15 protein-coding genes are annotated in these 15,721 nt (G+C 68.4%); 8 read left to right on the forward strand and 7 right to left on the reverse strand.

Going from position 1 to position 15,721, the window contains the following annotated elements; all coding sequences use genetic code 11:
- Positions 1–264 precede the first annotated feature (264 nt).
- A complete protein-coding gene (locus tag ACAM58_RS02015; RefSeq protein ID WP_369664003.1) occupies positions 265–936 on the forward strand; it encodes a cysteine hydrolase family protein in 672 nt (223 codons plus the stop codon).
- Positions 933–1,697 (forward strand): GntR family transcriptional regulator, encoded by a 765-nt coding sequence (locus tag ACAM58_RS02020; protein ID WP_012745440.1) that lies wholly within the window; start codon positions 933–935, stop codon positions 1,695–1,697. The genes ACAM58_RS02015 and ACAM58_RS02020 overlap by 4 nt, the downstream gene beginning before the upstream one ends.
- 14 nt (positions 1,698–1,711) lie before the next feature.
- Here the strand turns inward: ACAM58_RS02020 and ACAM58_RS02025 are convergent, their stop codons facing one another.
- A complete protein-coding gene (locus ACAM58_RS02025) occupies positions 1,712–2,515 on the reverse strand; it encodes an exodeoxyribonuclease III (protein ID WP_012745441.1) in 804 nt (267 codons plus the stop codon).
- Positions 2,516–2,527: 12 nt separating this feature from the next.
- Here ACAM58_RS02025 and pyrE point away from each other — a divergent pair, with 12 nt between their 5' ends.
- Entirely contained in the window at positions 2,528–3,211 is a 684-nt protein-coding gene (gene pyrE / locus ACAM58_RS02030; protein ID WP_012745442.1) for an orotate phosphoribosyltransferase, read from the forward strand.
- Positions 3,212–3,221: 10 nt separating this feature from the next.
- The gene (locus tag ACAM58_RS02035; RefSeq protein ID WP_012745443.1) at positions 3,222–3,908 is read left to right on the forward strand and encodes a DUF4124 domain-containing protein; all 687 of its coding nucleotides are present in this window, start codon (positions 3,222–3,224) and stop codon (positions 3,906–3,908) included.
- A 3-nt stretch (positions 3,909–3,911) separates the two neighbouring features.
- Here the strand turns inward: ACAM58_RS02035 and gatB are convergent, their stop codons facing one another.
- Genes gatB through gatC form a run of 3 tightly spaced genes read right to left on the reverse strand, consistent with a single transcriptional unit; the run spans position 3,912 to position 7,187 of the window.
- Positions 3,912–5,402, reverse strand: coding sequence for an Asp-tRNA(Asn)/Glu-tRNA(Gln) amidotransferase subunit GatB (gene gatB, locus ACAM58_RS02040; protein WP_369664004.1), 1,491 nt, complete (start codon positions 5,400–5,402; stop codon positions 3,912–3,914).
- A 1-nt stretch (position 5,403) separates the two neighbouring features.
- The gene (gene gatA / locus ACAM58_RS02045; RefSeq protein ID WP_012745445.1) at positions 5,404–6,891 is read right to left on the reverse strand and encodes an Asp-tRNA(Asn)/Glu-tRNA(Gln) amidotransferase subunit GatA; all 1,488 of its coding nucleotides are present in this window, start codon (positions 6,889–6,891) and stop codon (positions 5,404–5,406) included.
- Positions 6,888–7,187 carry an Asp-tRNA(Asn)/Glu-tRNA(Gln) amidotransferase subunit GatC gene (gatC, locus tag ACAM58_RS02050; protein ID WP_012745446.1) on the reverse strand — a complete coding sequence of 100 codons (300 nt, stop codon included), beginning with the start codon at positions 7,185–7,187 and terminating at the stop codon, positions 6,888–6,890. The genes gatA and gatC overlap by 4 nt, the downstream gene beginning before the upstream one ends.
- A gap of 215 nt (positions 7,188–7,402) precedes the next feature.
- Here gatC and ACAM58_RS02055 point away from each other — a divergent pair, with 215 nt between their 5' ends.
- The 4 genes from ACAM58_RS02055 to mrdA all read left to right on the forward strand — a co-directional run bounded on the left by ACAM58_RS02055 (position 7,403) and on the right by mrdA (position 12,054).
- Entirely contained in the window at positions 7,403–8,446 is a 1,044-nt protein-coding gene (locus ACAM58_RS02055) for a rod shape-determining protein (protein ID WP_007833435.1), read from the forward strand.
- Positions 8,447–8,531: 85 nt separating this feature from the next.
- On the forward strand, positions 8,532–9,512 hold the full coding sequence (gene mreC / locus ACAM58_RS02060) for a rod shape-determining protein MreC (RefSeq protein ID WP_012745447.1): 981 nt from the start codon (positions 8,532–8,534) through the stop codon (positions 9,510–9,512).
- A complete protein-coding gene (mreD, locus tag ACAM58_RS02065) occupies positions 9,509–10,030 on the forward strand; it encodes a rod shape-determining protein MreD (RefSeq protein WP_012745448.1) in 522 nt (173 codons plus the stop codon). The genes mreC and mreD overlap by 4 nt, the downstream gene beginning before the upstream one ends.
- Before the next feature lie 56 nt (positions 10,031–10,086).
- Positions 10,087–12,054, forward strand: coding sequence for a penicillin-binding protein 2 (mrdA, locus tag ACAM58_RS02070; RefSeq protein WP_369664005.1), 1,968 nt, complete (start codon positions 10,087–10,089; stop codon positions 12,052–12,054).
- A gap of 42 nt (positions 12,055–12,096) precedes the next feature.
- On the opposite strand, the gene fahA is transcribed toward mrdA, so the two are convergent.
- From fahA to hmgA, 3 genes are read right to left on the reverse strand one after another with little or no spacing between them, the layout of a single operon-like run.
- Positions 12,097–13,371, reverse strand: a complete 1,275-nt coding sequence (gene fahA / locus ACAM58_RS02075) for a fumarylacetoacetase (protein ID WP_012745450.1) — start codon at positions 13,369–13,371, stop codon at positions 12,097–12,099.
- 25 nt (positions 13,372–13,396) lie between these two features.
- Positions 13,397–14,374 carry a tripartite tricarboxylate transporter substrate binding protein gene (locus ACAM58_RS02080; RefSeq protein WP_012745451.1) on the reverse strand — a complete coding sequence of 326 codons (978 nt, stop codon included), beginning with the start codon at positions 14,372–14,374 and terminating at the stop codon, positions 13,397–13,399.
- Positions 14,371–15,684 carry a homogentisate 1,2-dioxygenase gene (gene hmgA, locus ACAM58_RS02085; protein ID WP_012745452.1) on the reverse strand — a complete coding sequence of 438 codons (1,314 nt, stop codon included), beginning with the start codon at positions 15,682–15,684 and terminating at the stop codon, positions 14,371–14,373. Before hmgA ends, ACAM58_RS02080 begins: the two co-directional genes overlap by 4 nt.
- Between the last annotated feature and the right edge of the window lie 37 nt (positions 15,685–15,721).

Here is a 15,721-nt window from a genome sequence, read left to right on the forward strand (position 1 = left end):
TGGCGGGCCGCCCGGCGTGCGGTGCGGCGCGGTCGGCCCCACTGTGCCGGCCGCTTCGCGGCTCCCCTGCGGTGCTCGCGTTTCGCGGGGTCTCGCAGAACTCGCTTCGCTCAAACAGCTGCGAGCCCTGATCCGCGAAACGCTGCGCTCCTCGGCGGCACAGAGGGGCCGCCCACCCCGCACCACACACCGGGCTCGGCGGTGGAGTGTTTGCCACCGATGCGCCATCGCCGCGCCCCGGCATGGAAAACAGCGAGAACAAGCATGCGCATAGAAACTGCCAACCCCTTTCCCTACGACTTCGAGCTGAAGAACACCGCGCTGGTCCTCATCGACATGCAGCGCGACTTCATCGAGCCCGGCGGCTTCGGCGAAACGCTGGGCAACGATGTGTCGCTGCTCGAAGCGATCGTTCCGGCCACAAAATCGGCGTTGCAGGCATGGCGGGAGGCCGGCGGCCTCGTGGTGCACACGCGGGAGGCGCACAAGGCGGATCTTTCCGATTGCCCGCCAGCCAAGCGCAACCGCGGCAACCCGAGCCTGCGCATCGGCGACCAAGGGCCGATGGGCCGCATCCTCGTCGCGGGCGAACCGGGCAACCAGATCATCGATGCGCTGGCGCCCGTCGATGGCGAAATCGTCGTCGACAAGCCCGGCAAGGGCGCGTTCCATGCCACCGGCCTGCATGAGCTGCTGCAAGCGCGCGGCATCACGCACCTGCTGTTCGGCGGCGTCACCACCGAGGTCTGCGTGCAGACCAGCATGCGCGAGGCCAACGACCGCGGCTACGACAGCCTGCTGCTCGAAGACTGCACCGAGAGCTACTTTCCGGCCTTCAAGGCGGCCACGCTCGACATGGTCCGTGCGCAGGGCGCGATCGTGGGCTGGACCGCGCCGAGCAGCGCGCTGCTGGCGGTGCTCGGCCAAGGGCAATGACTGCGACTACCATTCCCCACGTGCCTACCGCCCGACCCCGCTCCGCTTCGCCCGCCCCCGCTTCCGACGCCACCGTTTTCCGCACGCGGGCCGACGAGGTCTACGCGCAGCTCAAGCGCGACGTGGCCGATTTCATCCTCGTGCCCGGCGACCGCTTCACCGAGAACGAGATCAGCGACCGGCTCGGCGTCTCGCGCACGCCGGTGCGGCAGGCGCTGTTCCGCCTGCAGCAGGAAGGCTTCGTCGAGGTGCTGTTCCGCAGCGGCTGGCGCGTGCTGCCCTTCGACTTCGACCAGTTCGAGCAGCTCTACGACCTGCGCATGGTGCTCGAGACCACCGCGGTGCACCGCCTCTGCGAAGCCGACCGCCGCGTCGACCGCAGCCTGCTCGACGCGCTGGCCGAGATCTGGCTCGTGCCCGCGGCCCAGCGCAGCAGCGACACCGCGCAGGTGGCGCAGTGGGACGAGGCCTTCCACTGCGCGCTCGTGGCCGCGGCGGGCAACGCCGAGATGGCGCGCGTGCACCGCGACGTGACGGACCGCATCCGCATCATCCGCCGGCTCGACTTCACCCAGCAGCCGCGCATCGACGCCACGTATGAAGAGCACGCCAAGATCTTGAAGGCCGTGCGCGCCAACCGAGGCGAGCAGGCCGCGATGCTGCTGCGCGCGCACATCGAGACCAGCCAGGCCGAGGTGCGCAAGATCACGCTGCACCAGGTGCACCTCGCGCGGCACGCGGGCAAGGCGGCGCCGCGCTGAAGCGGCCGGCGGGGCTACAGCGTGAAGTCGTAGTCCACCGTGATCGGCGCGTGGTCGCTGAACTTGATGGTCTTGTAGATCTGCTCGCTGCGCGCGAGCGCGCCCAGGGCCGGCGTGGCCAGGTGGTAGTCCAGCCGCCATCCCACGTTGTTCGCGTAGGCCTGGCCGCGGTTGCTCCACCAGGTGTAGGCCTCGCCCGTGGTGTCGGGCTTGAGCAGGCGGTAGACGTCGACCAGGCCCGCGCCGTCGGCGCCGGCGTCCAGCAACCGGGTCATCCAGGCGCGCTCTTCCGGCAGGAAGCCGCTGTTCTTCTGGTTGCCGCGCCAGTTCTTGAGGTCGATTTCCTTGTGGGCGATGTTGATGTCGCCGCAAAGGATGAATTCGCGCTCCTTCTTGAGCGCGGTGAGGTGCGGAAAGAAGCCCTTCAGGAAGCGGAACTTGGCTTCCTGCCGCTCCTCGCCCGAACTGCCGCTCGGGAAGTAGCAGCTGATGATCGAGAGCTTGCGCCGGGGCGTGTCGAAGCGCAGTTCGAGATACCGGCCCTCGGCGTCGAATTCGGCGTCGCCCCAGCCCACCACCACGGCGCTCGGCGCGTGGCGGGTGTAGATCGCGGTGCCGGCGTAGCCTTTTTTCTCGGCGAAATGGAAATGGCCCTTGAGGCCGGCCATTTCCTCGAAACGGCCTTCGATGTCGCTCGCCTGCACCCGGATCTCCTGCATGCAAATACAATCCGGCGCAAGTTCGGCCACCCAGTCCGCCACCCCTTTCGTGGCGGCCGAACGCAGGCCATTGAGATTGAGGCTGGTCAGTTTGAACACAAGGAATTTCCGATGGCTGTAGATGGTGTGCAAGGCAGCGCGGTGGCGCAGGATTTCGTCCAGTTCGCCCTCGACGCAGGGGTGCTGCGCTTTGGCGAGTTCAAGACCAAGGCCGGGCGAATGAGCCCTTATTTCTTCAATTCGGGGCTCTTCGACGACGGCGCCAAGATCGCGCGGCTCGCCGGATTCTATGCAGACCGGCTGATCGAGAGCGGCGTCGAGTTCGACATGATCTTCGGCCCCGCCTACAAGGGCATTCCGCTGGGCGCCACGGTGGCGGCCGAACTGGCCCGGCGCGGCCGCAACCATCCTTTTGCCTACAACCGCAAGGAAGCCAAGGCGCATGGCGAGGGCGGCAACCTGGTGGGCGCGCCGCTCAAGGGCCGCGTGCTGATCGTCGACGACGTGATGTCGGCCGGCACCGCGGTGCGCGAATCCATTGCCGCCATCGAAGCCGCGGGCGCCACGCCGCACGCCGTGGCCATTGCACTCGACCGGCAGGAAAAAGCCACCGAGAACGGCGTCGACGTGGACCACAGCGCCGTGCAGTACGTGCGCAACCAGCTGGGCCTGCAGGTGGTGGCGATTGCCACGCTCGACGACCTGCTGAACTACCTCTCGGGCAGCGCCGCCGCCGACCTGGGCGTGCATCGCGAGCGGGTGCTCGCCTACCGCGCGCGCTACGGCGCCAACTGAGATCGACGCCGTGCCCATTCACAAGCCCGGCCTGGCGGCCCGACCGTTCGCAGCCCCCTGGGTGCTGCTGTTGCCGATGGCACTCTGGGCTGGCGCGGTCCCGGCGCAGCCCGCACCGGCGCCGGCCGCGGGCATTTATTCATGCACCGATGCGCGCGGCCGCACGCTCACGGCCGACCGCCCGATTGCCGAATGCGTCGACCGCGAACAGCGCGAACTGAGCCCGAGCGGCACCACGCGCCGCCGCATCGAACCCACGTACACCGCCCGTGAACTGGCCGAGCGCGAAGACCGCGCCCGCGAGGCCGCCCTGCAGGCCGCGCGCCTGACCGACGAGCGCCGCCGCGAACGTGCGCTGCTGGTGCGCTATCCCAATGCCGAAGTGCATGACCGCGAGCGCGCCGAGGCGCTGGTGCAGATCGACGCGGTGATCCAGGCCGCGAAGAAGCGCCTGGCCGAACTCGCCGAAGACCGCCACAAGATCGACGAGGAGCTCGAGTTCTACAAGCACGACGTGAGCAAGGCGCCCGGCGCCGTGCGCCGCAAGCTCGAGGACAACGCGCAGAGCGTGGCGGTGCAGAACCGCTTCATCGGCGAGCAGGAAGACGAGAAGAAGCGCGTCAATGCGCGCTTCGACGAGGAGCGCACGCGCTTGAAGCAGCTCTGGTCCCCCCAGAACGGCGGTATCAAGCGCTGAGGCTCAGCCCAATTTTGCTTTCAGCAGCTCGGTCACCTGCGCCGGGTTCGCCTTGCCGCCGCTGGCCTTCATCACCTGGCCCACGAGGCCGTTGAGCGCCTTTTCCTTGCCGCCGCGGTATTCCTCGACGTTCTTTGCGTTCTTGGCGATCACCTCGTCCAGGATCTTGTCGAGCGCGCCGGTGTCGCTCATGGGCTTCAGGTCCTTGGCCTCGATGATGGCGTCGACATCGCTGCCTTCGCCGGTCCAGAGCGCGTCGAACACCTGGCGCGCGGCGTTGTTGGGCAGCGTGCCGTCGGCAATGCGCCCGACCAGCTGCGCCAGCTGCTGCGCCGTGACGGGCGCGGCCTCGATGCCGATCTCCTGCGCGTTCAGGCGGCGCGCCATCTCGCCGGTGATCCAGTTGCTCGCGAGCTTGGGCGTCGCGCCGGCCTTCACCGCGTCGTCGAAGTAGCGCGCGAGCGCCGGGCTCTGCGTGAGCTGCGCCGCGTCGTATTCGGACATGCCGTGGTCGCGCACATAGCGCTCGGCCATGGCGCGCGGCAGCTCGGGCATGGTGGCGCGCACGCGCTCGATCCACTCGGCCTCGATGGCCAGCGGCGGCAGGTCGGGATCGGGAAAGTAGCGGTAGTCGGCCGCGTCTTCCTTGGTGCGCATGGTGCGCGTCTCGCCGGTGTCGGGGTCGAACAGCACGGTGGCCTGCTCGATCTTGCGGCCGTCTTCCAGCTCGTTGATCTGCGAGTTGATCTCGTAGTCGATCGCCTGCTGCATGAACTTGAAGCTGTTCAGGTTCTTGATCTCGCGCCGCGTGCCGAGCTTCTCGCCGGGCTTGCGCACCGACACGTTGGCGTCGCAGCGGAAGTTCCCTTCCTGCATGTTGCCGTCGCAGATGCCGATCCAGGTGACGATCTTGTGCAGCTCGCGCGCATAGGCCACGGCCTCGGCGGTGGAGCGCATGTCGGGCTCGGTCACGATCTCCAGCAGCGGCGTGCCGGCGCGGTTCAGGTCGATGCCGCTCTGGCCGATGAAGTTCTCGTGCAGCGACTTGCCCGCGTCTTCCTCGAGGTGGGCGCGCACCAGGCGCACGGTCTTCTTTTCTTCGCCAAGGAAGAAAGAGACCGCGCCGCCCTGCACCACCGGGATCTCGTACTGGCTGATCTGGTAGCCCTTGGGCAGGTCGGGGTAGAAATAGTTCTTGCGCGCGAACACGCTGCGCGGCGCGATGTGCGAGCCGAGCGCCAGGCCCAGCTTGATGGCGCGTTCGACCGCGCCCTTGTTCATCACGGGCAGCGTGCCGGGCAGCGCGAGGTCGACCGCGCAGGCCTGCGTGTTGGGCTCGGCGCCGAAAGCGGTGGAGGCGCGGCTGAAGATCTTGCTCGCGGTCGAGAGTTGCGCGTGCGTCTCGAAGCCGATGATGACTTCATAGCCGCGCACCAGCGGGCCGGTCGGGCGGCCTTCTTGCTGTGCTTCGAAAGTGTTCACGGGTTCGCTCATTTCAAAAGCCCTCCGGCGTGCGCATGTGCCAGTCGGTGGCTTGCTGGAAGCGGTGGGCTGCGTTCAGCAGCTTCGCTTCGCCGAAGTAGTTGCCGATCAGCTGCAGGCCGACGGGCATGCCGGCGTCGAAGCCCGCGGGCACGCTCATGCCCGGCAGGCCGGCCAGCGAGGCAGGCAGCGTGAAGATGTCGGCCAGGTAGTCGGCCACCGGATCGCCGCCGTGCTCGCCGATCTTCCAGGCGGTGGTCGGCGCGGCCGGGCCGGCGATCAGGTCGCACTGCCTGAAGGCCTGCTGGAAGTCGTCGGCGATCATGCGGCGCACCTTCTGCGCCTGCAGGTAGTAGGCGTCGTAGTAGCCGTGGCTCAGCACGTAGGTGCCGATCATGATGCGGCGCTTCACCTCGTCGCCGAAGCCTTCGGCGCGCGTGCGCTCGTACATCTCGGCCAGGTCCTTGTACTGCTTGGCGCGGTGGCCGAACTTGACGCCGTCGAAGCGGCTCAGGTTGCTCGAGGCTTCGGCCGCGGCCAGGATGTAGTACACGGGAATCGACAGCTCGGTGAGCGGCAGCGACACCTCGACGCGCTTGGCGCCGAGCTTCTCGTACTGCACAAGGGCCGCATCGATGGCCGCGCGCACGCCGGGTGCCACGCCTTCGCCGAAGAACTCCTTCGGCACGCCGATGCGCAGGCCTTCGAGCGAATCGCCGAGCGAACGGCCGAAGTCTTCGGCGGGCTTGTCGAGCGAGGTCGAGTCGCGGTCCAGGTCGGGGCCGCAGAAGGCCGACAGCAGCAGCGCGCAGTCTTCGGCCGAGCGGGCCATCGGGCCGGCCTGGTCGAGGCTCGATGCGAAGGCCACCATGCCGTAGCGCGAGGCGCGGCCGTAGGTCGGCTTGATGCCGGTGATGCCGCAGAACGAGGCCGGCTGGCGGATCGAGCCGCCGGTGTCGGTGCCGGTGGCCGCAGGGGCCAGGCGCGCCGCCACGGCCGCCGCGCTGGCGCCCGAGGAGCCGCCCGGAATGCGCTCGCGGTTCCACGGGTTCTGCACCGGCACGGCCTTGTCGTGGCCCACGGCGGGCACGGCGACGTTCTCGTTGGCCGAGCCCATCGCGAATTCGTCGCAGCTGAGCTTGCCCAGCGTGACCGCGCCGGCCTCGGCCAGGCGGCGCACCACGGTGGCGTCGAAGGGCGAGCGGTAGCCCGCGAGCATCTTGGAGCCGGCGGTGGTGGCGAAATCGGTGGTGACGAAGATGTCCTTGTGCGCGATCGGCACGCCGGCCAGCGCCGGCGCGTTGCCCTTGGCAATGAGCGCGTCGGCCGCGCGGGCCTGGGCCAGCGTGACGTCTTCGTTCACGTCGACGAAGGTGCCGAGCGATTCGTGGGCCTTCATGCGGCCCAGGAAGACCTGCGAGGCCTCGACGGCCGAAACCTTGCGCTCGGCCAATGCCTTGGCCAGGTCAGCCACGCCCATCTGGTGCAATTCGCCGCTCATTCGATCACCTTCGGCACGAGGAACAGGCCGGCTTCGACGGCCGGGGCGCTCTTCTGGTTGGCTTCGCGGTTGTCGGGTTCGCTTGCCACGTCGTCGCGCAGGCGCAGCGTGATGTCCTCGACAGCGGCCACCGGATGGGCCAGCGGCTCGACTCCGGCGGTATCGACCGAACGCATGCGTTCGACCAGGTCAAAGAAGCCGTTGATCTGGCTGAGCATGCGCTCGCTTTCGTCGGAAGCAAGCTGCAGCCGCGCCAGGGAGGCGATGCGTGCAATATCTGAGGCGGAAAGTGACATGGGTCGGACCGGTCGAAAAAACCGGAAGTAATCGCACGCCGGAGAGGGTGCTAACACGGGATTCAGAGGGGATTCGGGTATTATCCCGCCTTTGCCGCAACCCCCGCGAACGCGCCGGCTTTTGCGCCAAAAACGATCAATTCACCCCGTCATACGACCCAAAAAACAGAGCGACGACCTGCCGACGCGCAGGCGTGCTCCAGAGGATTCCGCACATGTTTGGAGCTTTCCGTCGGTACTTTTCCACCGACCTGGCGATTGACCTCGGCACCGCCAACACCCTGATCTTCGCCCGCAACAAGGGCATCGTGCTGGACGAGCCCTCGGTCGTCGCCATCCGCCACGAAGGCGGTCCCCACGGCAAGAAGGTGATCCAGGCCGTCGGCCGCGAGGCCAAGGCCATGCTGGGCAAGGTGCCCGGCAACATCGAGGCGATCCGCCCGATGAAGGATGGCGTGATTGCCGACTTCGTGATCACCGAGCAGATGATCAAGCAGTTCATCAAGATGGTGCACCCGCGCACGCTGCTCACGCCGAGCCCGCGCATCATCATCTGCGTGCCCTGCGGCTCCACCCAGGTCGAGCGCCGCGCCATCAAGGACGCGGCCGAGGCGGCAGGCGCCACGTCGGTCTACCTGATCGAGGAACCCATGGCCGCGGCCATCGGCGCCGGCCTGCCCGTCAGCGAGGCTTCGGGCTCGATGGTGGTGGACATCGGCGGCGGCACCACCGAAGTGGGCGTCATCAGCCTGGGCGGCATGGTCTACAAGGGCTCGGTGCGCGTGGGCGGCGACCGCTTCGACGAAGCCATCATCAACTACATCCGCCGCAACTACGGCATGCTGATCGGCGAGCCGACGGCCGAGGTCATCAAGAAGAACATCGGCTCGGCCTTCCCGGGCTCCGAGGTCAAGGAGATGGAAGTCAAGGGCCGCAACCTCTCCGAAGGCGTGCCGCGCAGCTTCACCATCAGCAGCAACGAAGTGCTGGAAGCCCTGACCGATCCGCTCAACAACATCGTCTCGGCCGTGAAGAACGCGCTGGAGCAGACGCCCCCTGAACTGGGCGCCGACATCGCCGAGCGCGGCATGATGCTGACCGGCGGCGGCGCGCTCTTGCGCGACCTGGACCGCCTGCTGGCCGAGGAAACCGGCCTGCCGGTGCTGGTGGCCGAAGACCCGCTGACCTGCGTGGTGCGCGGCTGCGGCATTGCGCTGGAACGCATGGACCGCCTGGGCAGCATCTTCACGAGCGAGTAAAAGGCGTAAGCCATCATCGGCCGGCCTCTGCTTGCGCAGGCCGGCTTTTTTGCCATCTGACGTTGCACACAGCCAGGTCCGAACCATGCCCTTGGGCACGCTCGATCGCACAGCCCCACCCCTGTTCAACCAGGGGCAGTCGGCGCTCAGCAAGCTGATCTTCTTCGGCGCGCTCTCGCTGTTCCTGATGGTGGCCGATGCGCGCTTCCACCTCGTGCAGCCGCTGCGCGCGGCCGTCGGCGCGGTGCTCTACCCGGTGCAGTGGCTGGCGCTCAAGCCGGTGCAGATGATGATGGGCGGCAGCCGCTATTTCGAAGACCTGCAGACGGCCCAGCGCAACGAGGACGAGGCGCGCAAGGCGCTCATGCTGCAGGCCGAGCGCGCGAGCCAGGCCGACACGCTCGCGCAGGACAACGCGCGGCTGCGCGCGCTGCTCGAACTGCGCCAGACCACCCAGGCGCCGGGCCGCGCGGCCGAGGTGCTGTACGACGCGGCCGACCCCTACACGCGCAAGATCGTCATCGACCAGGGCCTCACGCAGGGCGTGGCGCCCGGCTCGCCCGTGATCGACGCGCACGGCGTGCTGGGACAGGTGACGCAGGTGCAGCCCTTCACGAGCGAGGTCACGCTGGTGATCGACCGCGATCTTTCCATTCCCGTGCAGAACACCCGCACCGGCGTGCGCAGCGTGGCCTTCGGCGACGCGTCGGCGCATGGCGGCGGGCTGGAACTGCGCTTCATGGCCGCCAATGCCGACCTGCAGGAGGGCGACCTGCTGTCCACCAGCGGCGTCGACGGCGTCTATCCGCCCGGCCTGCCGGTGGCGAAGATCGAGCGCATCGAGCGCCGCGCCGATTCGGCCTTTGCGCGCATCTACTGCGTGCCGCTGGCCCGCGTGACGGCCGCGCGCTACGTGCTGGTGCTCGCGCCCACCGGCGCTCCCTCGGCGCCGCCGGCCCCGGCGCCCGCCGCCGCGGTGCGCAAGAAGCCGGAAGCCAAGCCGGCCGCCAAGGCGGACAAGGCCACCGACAAGGCCGACAAGAAAGCCGCGGAGCGCGCCCGATGATCAAGCGTCCCGGACAACAGCAGCTCCTGCTGCCCGTGAGCCCGCTGTTCATGTGGGCCAGCCTGGTGGTGGCGCTGCTCATCAACATGATCCCGATCGGCCGCGCCGCATGGATGCCCGACCTGCTCGCGCTGGCCATCGTGTTCTGGGGCGTGCACCAGCCGATGCGCGTGGGCATCGGCGCGGCCTTCGTCTTCGGGCTGTGCATGGACGTGCACCAGTCGTCCATGCTGGGCCAGCATGCGCTGTCCTACACCACGCTGGGCTTCTTCGCGATCACCATCCACCGGCGCCTGCTGTGGTACCCGGTGGCCTCGCAGGCGCTGCAGGTGCTGCCGCTCTTTGCGCTGTCGCAGCTCATCGAGGTGATCACGCGGCTGGTCGGCGGCGGCGTGTTCCCGGGCTGGAGCGTGCTGGTCTCGCCCGCCATCGAGGCCGCGCTGTGGCCGCTGGCCACCGCCTTGCTGCTCGCACCGCAGCTTCGCACGCCCGACCCCGACGAGAACCGGCCGCTGTGAATTCGCCCGCATTTGCCATGGCCACGGCCCGCGCCTAAGCTCGCACTTTCCCCGCCATGACCGAAATCCGCAACGTCGCTGCCGACCTCGCGCGCTTCAAGCGCCGCGTGGTCGTGATCGGCCTGGCGGTGCTGTTTGCCTTCAGCCTGCTGTGCGCGCGGCTGGTGTACCTGCAGGTGGTGCGCCACGAAGACCTGGCGGAGCAGGCCGAGAGCAACCGCACGGCCATCGTGCCCGTGGTGCCCAACCGCGGCCTGATCCTCGACCGCAACGGCATCGTGCTGGCCTCCAACTATTCGGCCTACACGCTGGAGATCACGCCTTCGAAGGTGGGCGACGTCGAGGAGACCATCGAAAGCCTGACCCAGGTGCTCGAGATCTCGCCGCGCGACCGCCGCCGCTTCAAGCGCCTGCGGGAAGACTCGCGCAGCTTCGATTCCATTCCGATCCGCACCCGCCTGAGCGACGAGGAGGTCGCGCGCTTCGCTGCGCAGCGCTACCGCTTCCCGGGCGTGGAGATCAAGGCCCGGCTGTTCCGCAACTACCCGCACGCCGAGCTGGCCTCGCACGTGCTTGGCTACATCGGCCGCATCAACCAGCGCGAGAAGACCGCGATGGAAGACTGGGACGAGGAAGACCAGGCCAACTACAAGGGCACCGACTACATCGGCAAGCTCGGCATCGAGCAGAGCTACGAGAAGACGCTGCACGGCCAGACCGGCGTCGAGCAAATGGAAACCTCGGCCGGCGGCCGCGCGGTGCGCCGGCTCGCCAGCCACCCGGCCACGCCCGGCAACACCGTGATGCTGTCGCTCGACATCAAGCTGCAGAAGCTGGTGGAAGACATGTTCGGCGACCGCCGCGGCGCGCTGGTGGCCATCGACCCCAAGTCCGGCGAGGTGCTGGCCTTCGTGAGCAAGCCCACCTTCGACCCCAACCTGTTCGTCGAAGGCATCGACACCGAGAGCTGGCAGGCGCTGACCGAATCGCTCGACAAGCCGCTTTTGAACCGCGCGCTGCGCGGCACCTATCCGCCCGGTTCCACCTACAAGCCCTTCATGGCGCTGGCGGCGCTGCAGACCGGCAAGCGCGGCCCCAACGTGGTGGTGAACGACCCCGGCTACTTCAACTTCGGCGGCCACCGCTTCGGCAGCCCCGAGGGCAACATCGGCGGCGTCGACATGCGCCGCTCGATCCAGCTGTCGAGCAACATCTACTACTACTCGCTGGCCAATGAAATGGGCGTGGACCTGATCCACGACTTCATGAAGCCGCTGGGCTTCGGCCAGATCACCGGCATCGACCTGGGCGGCGAGGTGCGCGGCGTGCTGCCGAGCACCGAGTGGAAGCGCAACGCCTACAAGCGGCCCGAGCAGAAGAAGTGGTATGCGGGCGAGACCATCTCGCTGGGCATCGGGCAGGGCTACAACGCCTTCACGATGCTGCAGCTCGCGCAGGCCACCTCCATCGTGGCCGACGGTGGCCGCAAGCACAAGCCGCACCTCGTGCTGGCCACGCGCAACACCGTGAGCGGGCAGGTGGTGCCGCTGCCCCAGCCGCCGGCCGAGAACCTGGGCTACACCGCGGCCAACGTCGCGGTGGTCCGCGAGGGCCTGACCAGCGTGGTCACCAGCGGCACCGCGCGCGGCGTGTTCGCCGGCGCGGGCTACCAGGCGGCCGGCAAGACCGGTACCGCGCAGGCCGTGACGCAGGCGCAGAACACCAAGTACAACGCGCGCGCGCTCGAGGAGCACCAGCGCGACCACGCGCTGTTCATGGCCTTTGCGCCGGTCAACGATCCGAAGATCGCGCTCGCGGTGATCGTCGAGAACGCCGGCTGGGGCGCAGGCGCGGCGGCGCCCATTGCGCGCCGCGTGTTCGACTACTGGCTGATGGACCAGTATCCGAGCGAGGCCGACATGGCCGCCATCAAGGTCGGCAAGGCCACCGCGCCGATCGGCAAGCCGCGCGTGGCCAGCGAAGTGGCTTGGCCGGCAGCGTCGGCCGCCGCAACCGCACCCTGAATCTTGCTCCCTCTCCCTCCGGGAGAGGGGACAACACCAACGTCAGGCCACCACCGTACCGCTGACCTCGCCCAGGCCGATGCGCACCGCGCCTGCGCGCTCGCAGTAGCCGCGGATCACCAGCGTGTCTCCGTCCTCGAGGAAGGTGCGCTTCTCGCCGTTGGGCAGCGTGATCGGCTGCTTGCCGCCCTGCGTGAGCTCGATCAGCGAGCCGGCCTCGTCGGGCTGGGGGCCCGACAGCGTGCCCGAGCCCAGCAGGTCGCCGGGCTGCAGGTTGCAGCCGTTCACCGTGTGGTGCGCGACCAGCTGCGCGGCGGTCCAGTAGGCGGCCTCGGTGGTGTTGCCGCGCGTGAGGCGCGCGGGCGCCAGGCCTTCGGCGCGCATCTTCGCGGTCTGCAGCAGCACTTCGAGCGTGATGTCGAGCGCGCCGCTTTCACGGTTCGAGGGCGCATCGAGGTACGCGAGCGGCTGCGGATCTCCCGCGGGCCGCTCGAAGCGGGCGCGGAACGGCGCCAGCGCCTCCATCGTCACGATCCACGGCGACAGCGTGCTTGCGAAATTCTTCGAGAGGAAGGGGCCGAGCGGCTGGTACTCCCAGGCCTGGATGTCGCGCGCCGACCAGTCGTTGAGCAGCGCCACGCCGAACAGGTGGTCCTCGGCCTCGGCGATGGCAATCGGCTCGCCGAGCGCATTGCCGCGGCCGACGAAGAAGCCCAGCTCCAGTTCGTAGTCGAGCCGCTTCGAGGGGCCGAAGCCGGGTTCGGCCGCGTCGGGCGCCTTGGTCTGGCCCTGCGGCCGCTTGAAGACCTGCCCGCTCACGCCGATCGACGAGGCGCGGCCGTGGTAGCCGATCGGCACCCACTTGTAGTTGGGCATCAGCGGCTGGTCGGGGCGGAACAGCTTGCCGATGGTGGTGGCGTGGTGGATGCCGGTGTAGAAGTCGGTGTAGTCGCCGATGCGGCAGGGCACGGTCATTTCGGCCTTGGCTTGCGGCAGCAGTGCCTTGGCCCAGGCCGCCTGCTGGCTGCTGCCTTCGGCCAGGCCCGCGGAGATGGCCGCGCGCAGCGCCTGGCGCTCCTTCACGCTCGCGTTCATCAGCGCATTCATGTCGTCGCTGTCGACGAGGCCGGCCGCCTTCAGGTCCAGCACCTGGTCGCCGATGGCCACGCCGATGCGGAAAGCCTCGCTGCTGCCGGCCGTGCGGAAGCGCCCGAAGGGCAGGTTCTGGATCGGGAAGTCGCAGCCGGCTTGGTTGGCGGAGGCGACCCAGCTGCGCAGCTTCGGGTCGTGGGTGGCGTTCAGTGCGGTGGTGCTCATGGCGTGTCTTTCGTTGAAATTCGGTTCAGTCGGCGGTCATGCCGGCTTTCCTGGCGACGTCGCCCAGGCGCTGGTATTCGGTTTGCGTGAGCGTGGCCAGCTCCTGCGCGGTCGAGCCGCGCGGCGAGAAGCCGGCCTGCTGCAGCTTGGCCTTCACCTCGGGCATCGCGAGCGCCTCGACGAAGGCTTCGTTCAGCGCCTTCACGATGGGCGCCGGCAGGTTCGCCGGGCCGTACACGCCGAACCACGGGTCCAGCGCATAGCCCTTGAGCCCGGCCTCGGCCATCGTCGGCACATCGGGCAGCGAGGGCGAACGCGCCGGCCCCGCCACCGCCAGTGCGCGCAGCTTGCCGGCCTGGATGTGCGGCAGCGACGCCGGCAGGTTGTCGAACATCAGGCCGATGTTGTTGCCCAGCATGTCGGTGATGGCCGGGCCGCTGCCCTTGTAGGCCACGTGCACGAGCTCGGTGCCGGTCATCTGCGCGAACATCACGCCCGCCAGGTTCATCGAGGTGCCGGCGCCGGCCGTGGCGTAGGGCAGGCCGGGGTTCTTTTTTGCTGCCGCGACCAGGTCGGACACCGACCTGATCGGCGAGCTGGCGGGCACTTCGAGCACGATGGTCGAGGTGCCGAGCAGGCTGATGGCCGTGAAGTCGCGGCGCGGATCGAAGGCCATCGACTTGTAGATGTGCGGGTTGAGCGCATTGGTCGAAATGGCGCCGAAGCCGATGGTGTAGCCATCGGGCGCGGCCTTGGCCACGGCGTCCATGCCGATGTTGCCGCCCGCGCCGCCGCGGTTGTCGATCAGCACCGGCTGGCCCAGCTTCTGCGAGATCTGCTGGCCCACGGTGCGCGCCACAAGATCGGTGGTGCCGCCGGGCGTGTAGGGCACGATGAAGCGGATGGGTTTCGACGGAAACTCCGCCGCATGCGCCGCGAGCAGGGGCGCGGCGAGCAGCGCGATGGCGGCCGCGCGGCGCGTGATTCCAAATGCGTTCTTCATGGCTTGAACTGGTCCTTCAGGCCCGCCCAGCAGTCGGCGTAATCGGTATCGAGCGCGGGGCTCTTGAGCGCGAAGTCCGTCGGAATGAACCGGTAGCGGCTCTCGAACATGAAGGCCAGCGTGTTGTCCAGCTTGTGCGGCTTCAGGTCGGCGTGCGTGGCCTTGTCGAAGGCTTCCTCGTCGGGGCCGTGCGGCACCATGCAGTTGTGCAGGCTCGCGCCGCCGGGCTTGAAGCCGCCCGGCTTGGCGTCGTATTCGCCGAGCACAAGGCCCATGAACTCGCTCATGAGGTTGCGGTGGAACCAGGGCGGACGAAAGGTGTTCTCCATCACCATCCAGCGCGGCGGAAAGATCACGAAGTCGCAGTTCGCGGTGCCGGGCGTGTCGCTCGGCGAAGTCAGCACGGTGAAGATCGACGGGTCGGGATGGTCGAAGCTGATCGAGCCGATCACCATGAAATTGGCCGTGTCGTACTTCACCGGCGCCAGGTTGCCGTGCCAGGCGACCACGTTGAAGGGCGACTGCCTGGCCGGTGCCTTCCAGAAGCGGCCGCCGAATTTCTTCACCAGCTCGTAGGCGCCGCCGTCATCCTCGAAGGCCGCCACGGGCGCCTGGAAGTCGCGCGCGTTGGCCAGGCCGTTGGAGCCGATCGGGCCGAGCTCGGGCAGGCGGAAGTGCGCACCGTAGTTCTCGCAGACATAGCCGCGCGAGAGCCCGTCGGGCAAGGCCACCTTGAAAGCCATGCCGCGCGGCAGCAGCGCGATCTCGCCGGGCTTCACGTCGAGCACGCCGAGCTCGGTGGTGATCACGAGGCGGCCCTGCTGCGGCACCACCAGCATCTCGCCGTCGGCGTTGACGAAGGCGCGCTGGTCCATCGAGCGGCCCGCCAGGTACATCAGCGAGCCGATGCCCACCTGCGATTCGGCATCGCCGTTGGCCGCGATGGTGTGCATGCCGTCGATGAAGTCCGCTGCGGCCGCGCCGCCCTCGAGCGGCATCGGATGCCAGCGCAGCGGCTCGGGCGGCAGCGCGATCTCGCGGTCGGCGCCGGTGGTCCAGTGCGCCTGCGCATACGGCTGGTAGCGGCCCGACACCACCGAAGGCTGGCGGCGATACAGCCAGCTGCGGCGGTTCTCATGGCGCGGCGCGGTGAAGGCGGTGCCCGAGAGCAGCTCGGTGTAGAGGTCGAAGGGCGCGCGCTGCGGATTGTTGCGGCCCTGCGGCAGGGCGCCGGCAACGGCTTCCGAGGCGTACTCGTTGCCGAAGCCGCTCTGGTAGCGCCGTTCGGTATGGGCGGTTGGGTTGGTCATGGTGTTCTCTTTCGAAAATCAGGGCGAGAGCCGGCCC

It is taken from the genome of Variovorax sp. V116 (genome assembly GCF_041154435.1).
Lineage (GTDB): Bacteria > Pseudomonadota > Gammaproteobacteria > Burkholderiales > Burkholderiaceae_C > Variovorax > Variovorax paradoxus.

Bases quoted from the DNA above. Each gene is read 5' to 3' on its own strand.
- ACAM58_RS02015 (WP_369664003.1), top strand. From the start codon at position 265: ATGCGCATAGAAACTGCCAACCCCTTTCCCTACGACTTCGAGCTGAAG.
- ACAM58_RS02020 (WP_012745440.1), top strand. From the start codon at position 933: ATGACTGCGACTACCATTCCCCACGTGCCTACCGCCCGACCCCGCTCC.
- pyrE (WP_012745442.1), top strand. From the start codon at position 2,528: ATGGCTGTAGATGGTGTGCAAGGCAGCGCGGTGGCGCAGGATTTCGTC.
- gatB (WP_369664004.1), bottom strand. From the start codon at position 5,402: ATGAGCGAACCCGTGAACACTTTCGAAGCACAGCAAGAAGGCCGCCCG.
- gatA (WP_012745445.1), bottom strand. From the start codon at position 6,891: ATGAGCGGCGAATTGCACCAGATGGGCGTGGCTGACCTGGCCAAGGCA.
- gatC (WP_012745446.1), bottom strand. From the start codon at position 7,187: ATGTCACTTTCCGCCTCAGATATTGCACGCATCGCCTCCCTGGCGCGG.
- ACAM58_RS02055 (WP_007833435.1), top strand. From the start codon at position 7,403: ATGTTTGGAGCTTTCCGTCGGTACTTTTCCACCGACCTGGCGATTGAC.
- mreC (WP_012745447.1), top strand. From the start codon at position 8,532: ATGCCCTTGGGCACGCTCGATCGCACAGCCCCACCCCTGTTCAACCAG.
- mreD (WP_012745448.1), top strand. From the start codon at position 9,509: ATGATCAAGCGTCCCGGACAACAGCAGCTCCTGCTGCCCGTGAGCCCG.
- mrdA (WP_369664005.1), top strand. From the start codon at position 10,087: ATGACCGAAATCCGCAACGTCGCTGCCGACCTCGCGCGCTTCAAGCGC.
- fahA (WP_012745450.1), bottom strand. From the start codon at position 13,371: ATGAGCACCACCGCACTGAACGCCACCCACGACCCGAAGCTGCGCAGC.
- ACAM58_RS02080 (WP_012745451.1), bottom strand. From the start codon at position 14,374: ATGAAGAACGCATTTGGAATCACGCGCCGCGCGGCCGCCATCGCGCTG.
- hmgA (WP_012745452.1), bottom strand. From the start codon at position 15,684: ATGACCAACCCAACCGCCCATACCGAACGGCGCTACCAGAGCGGCTTC.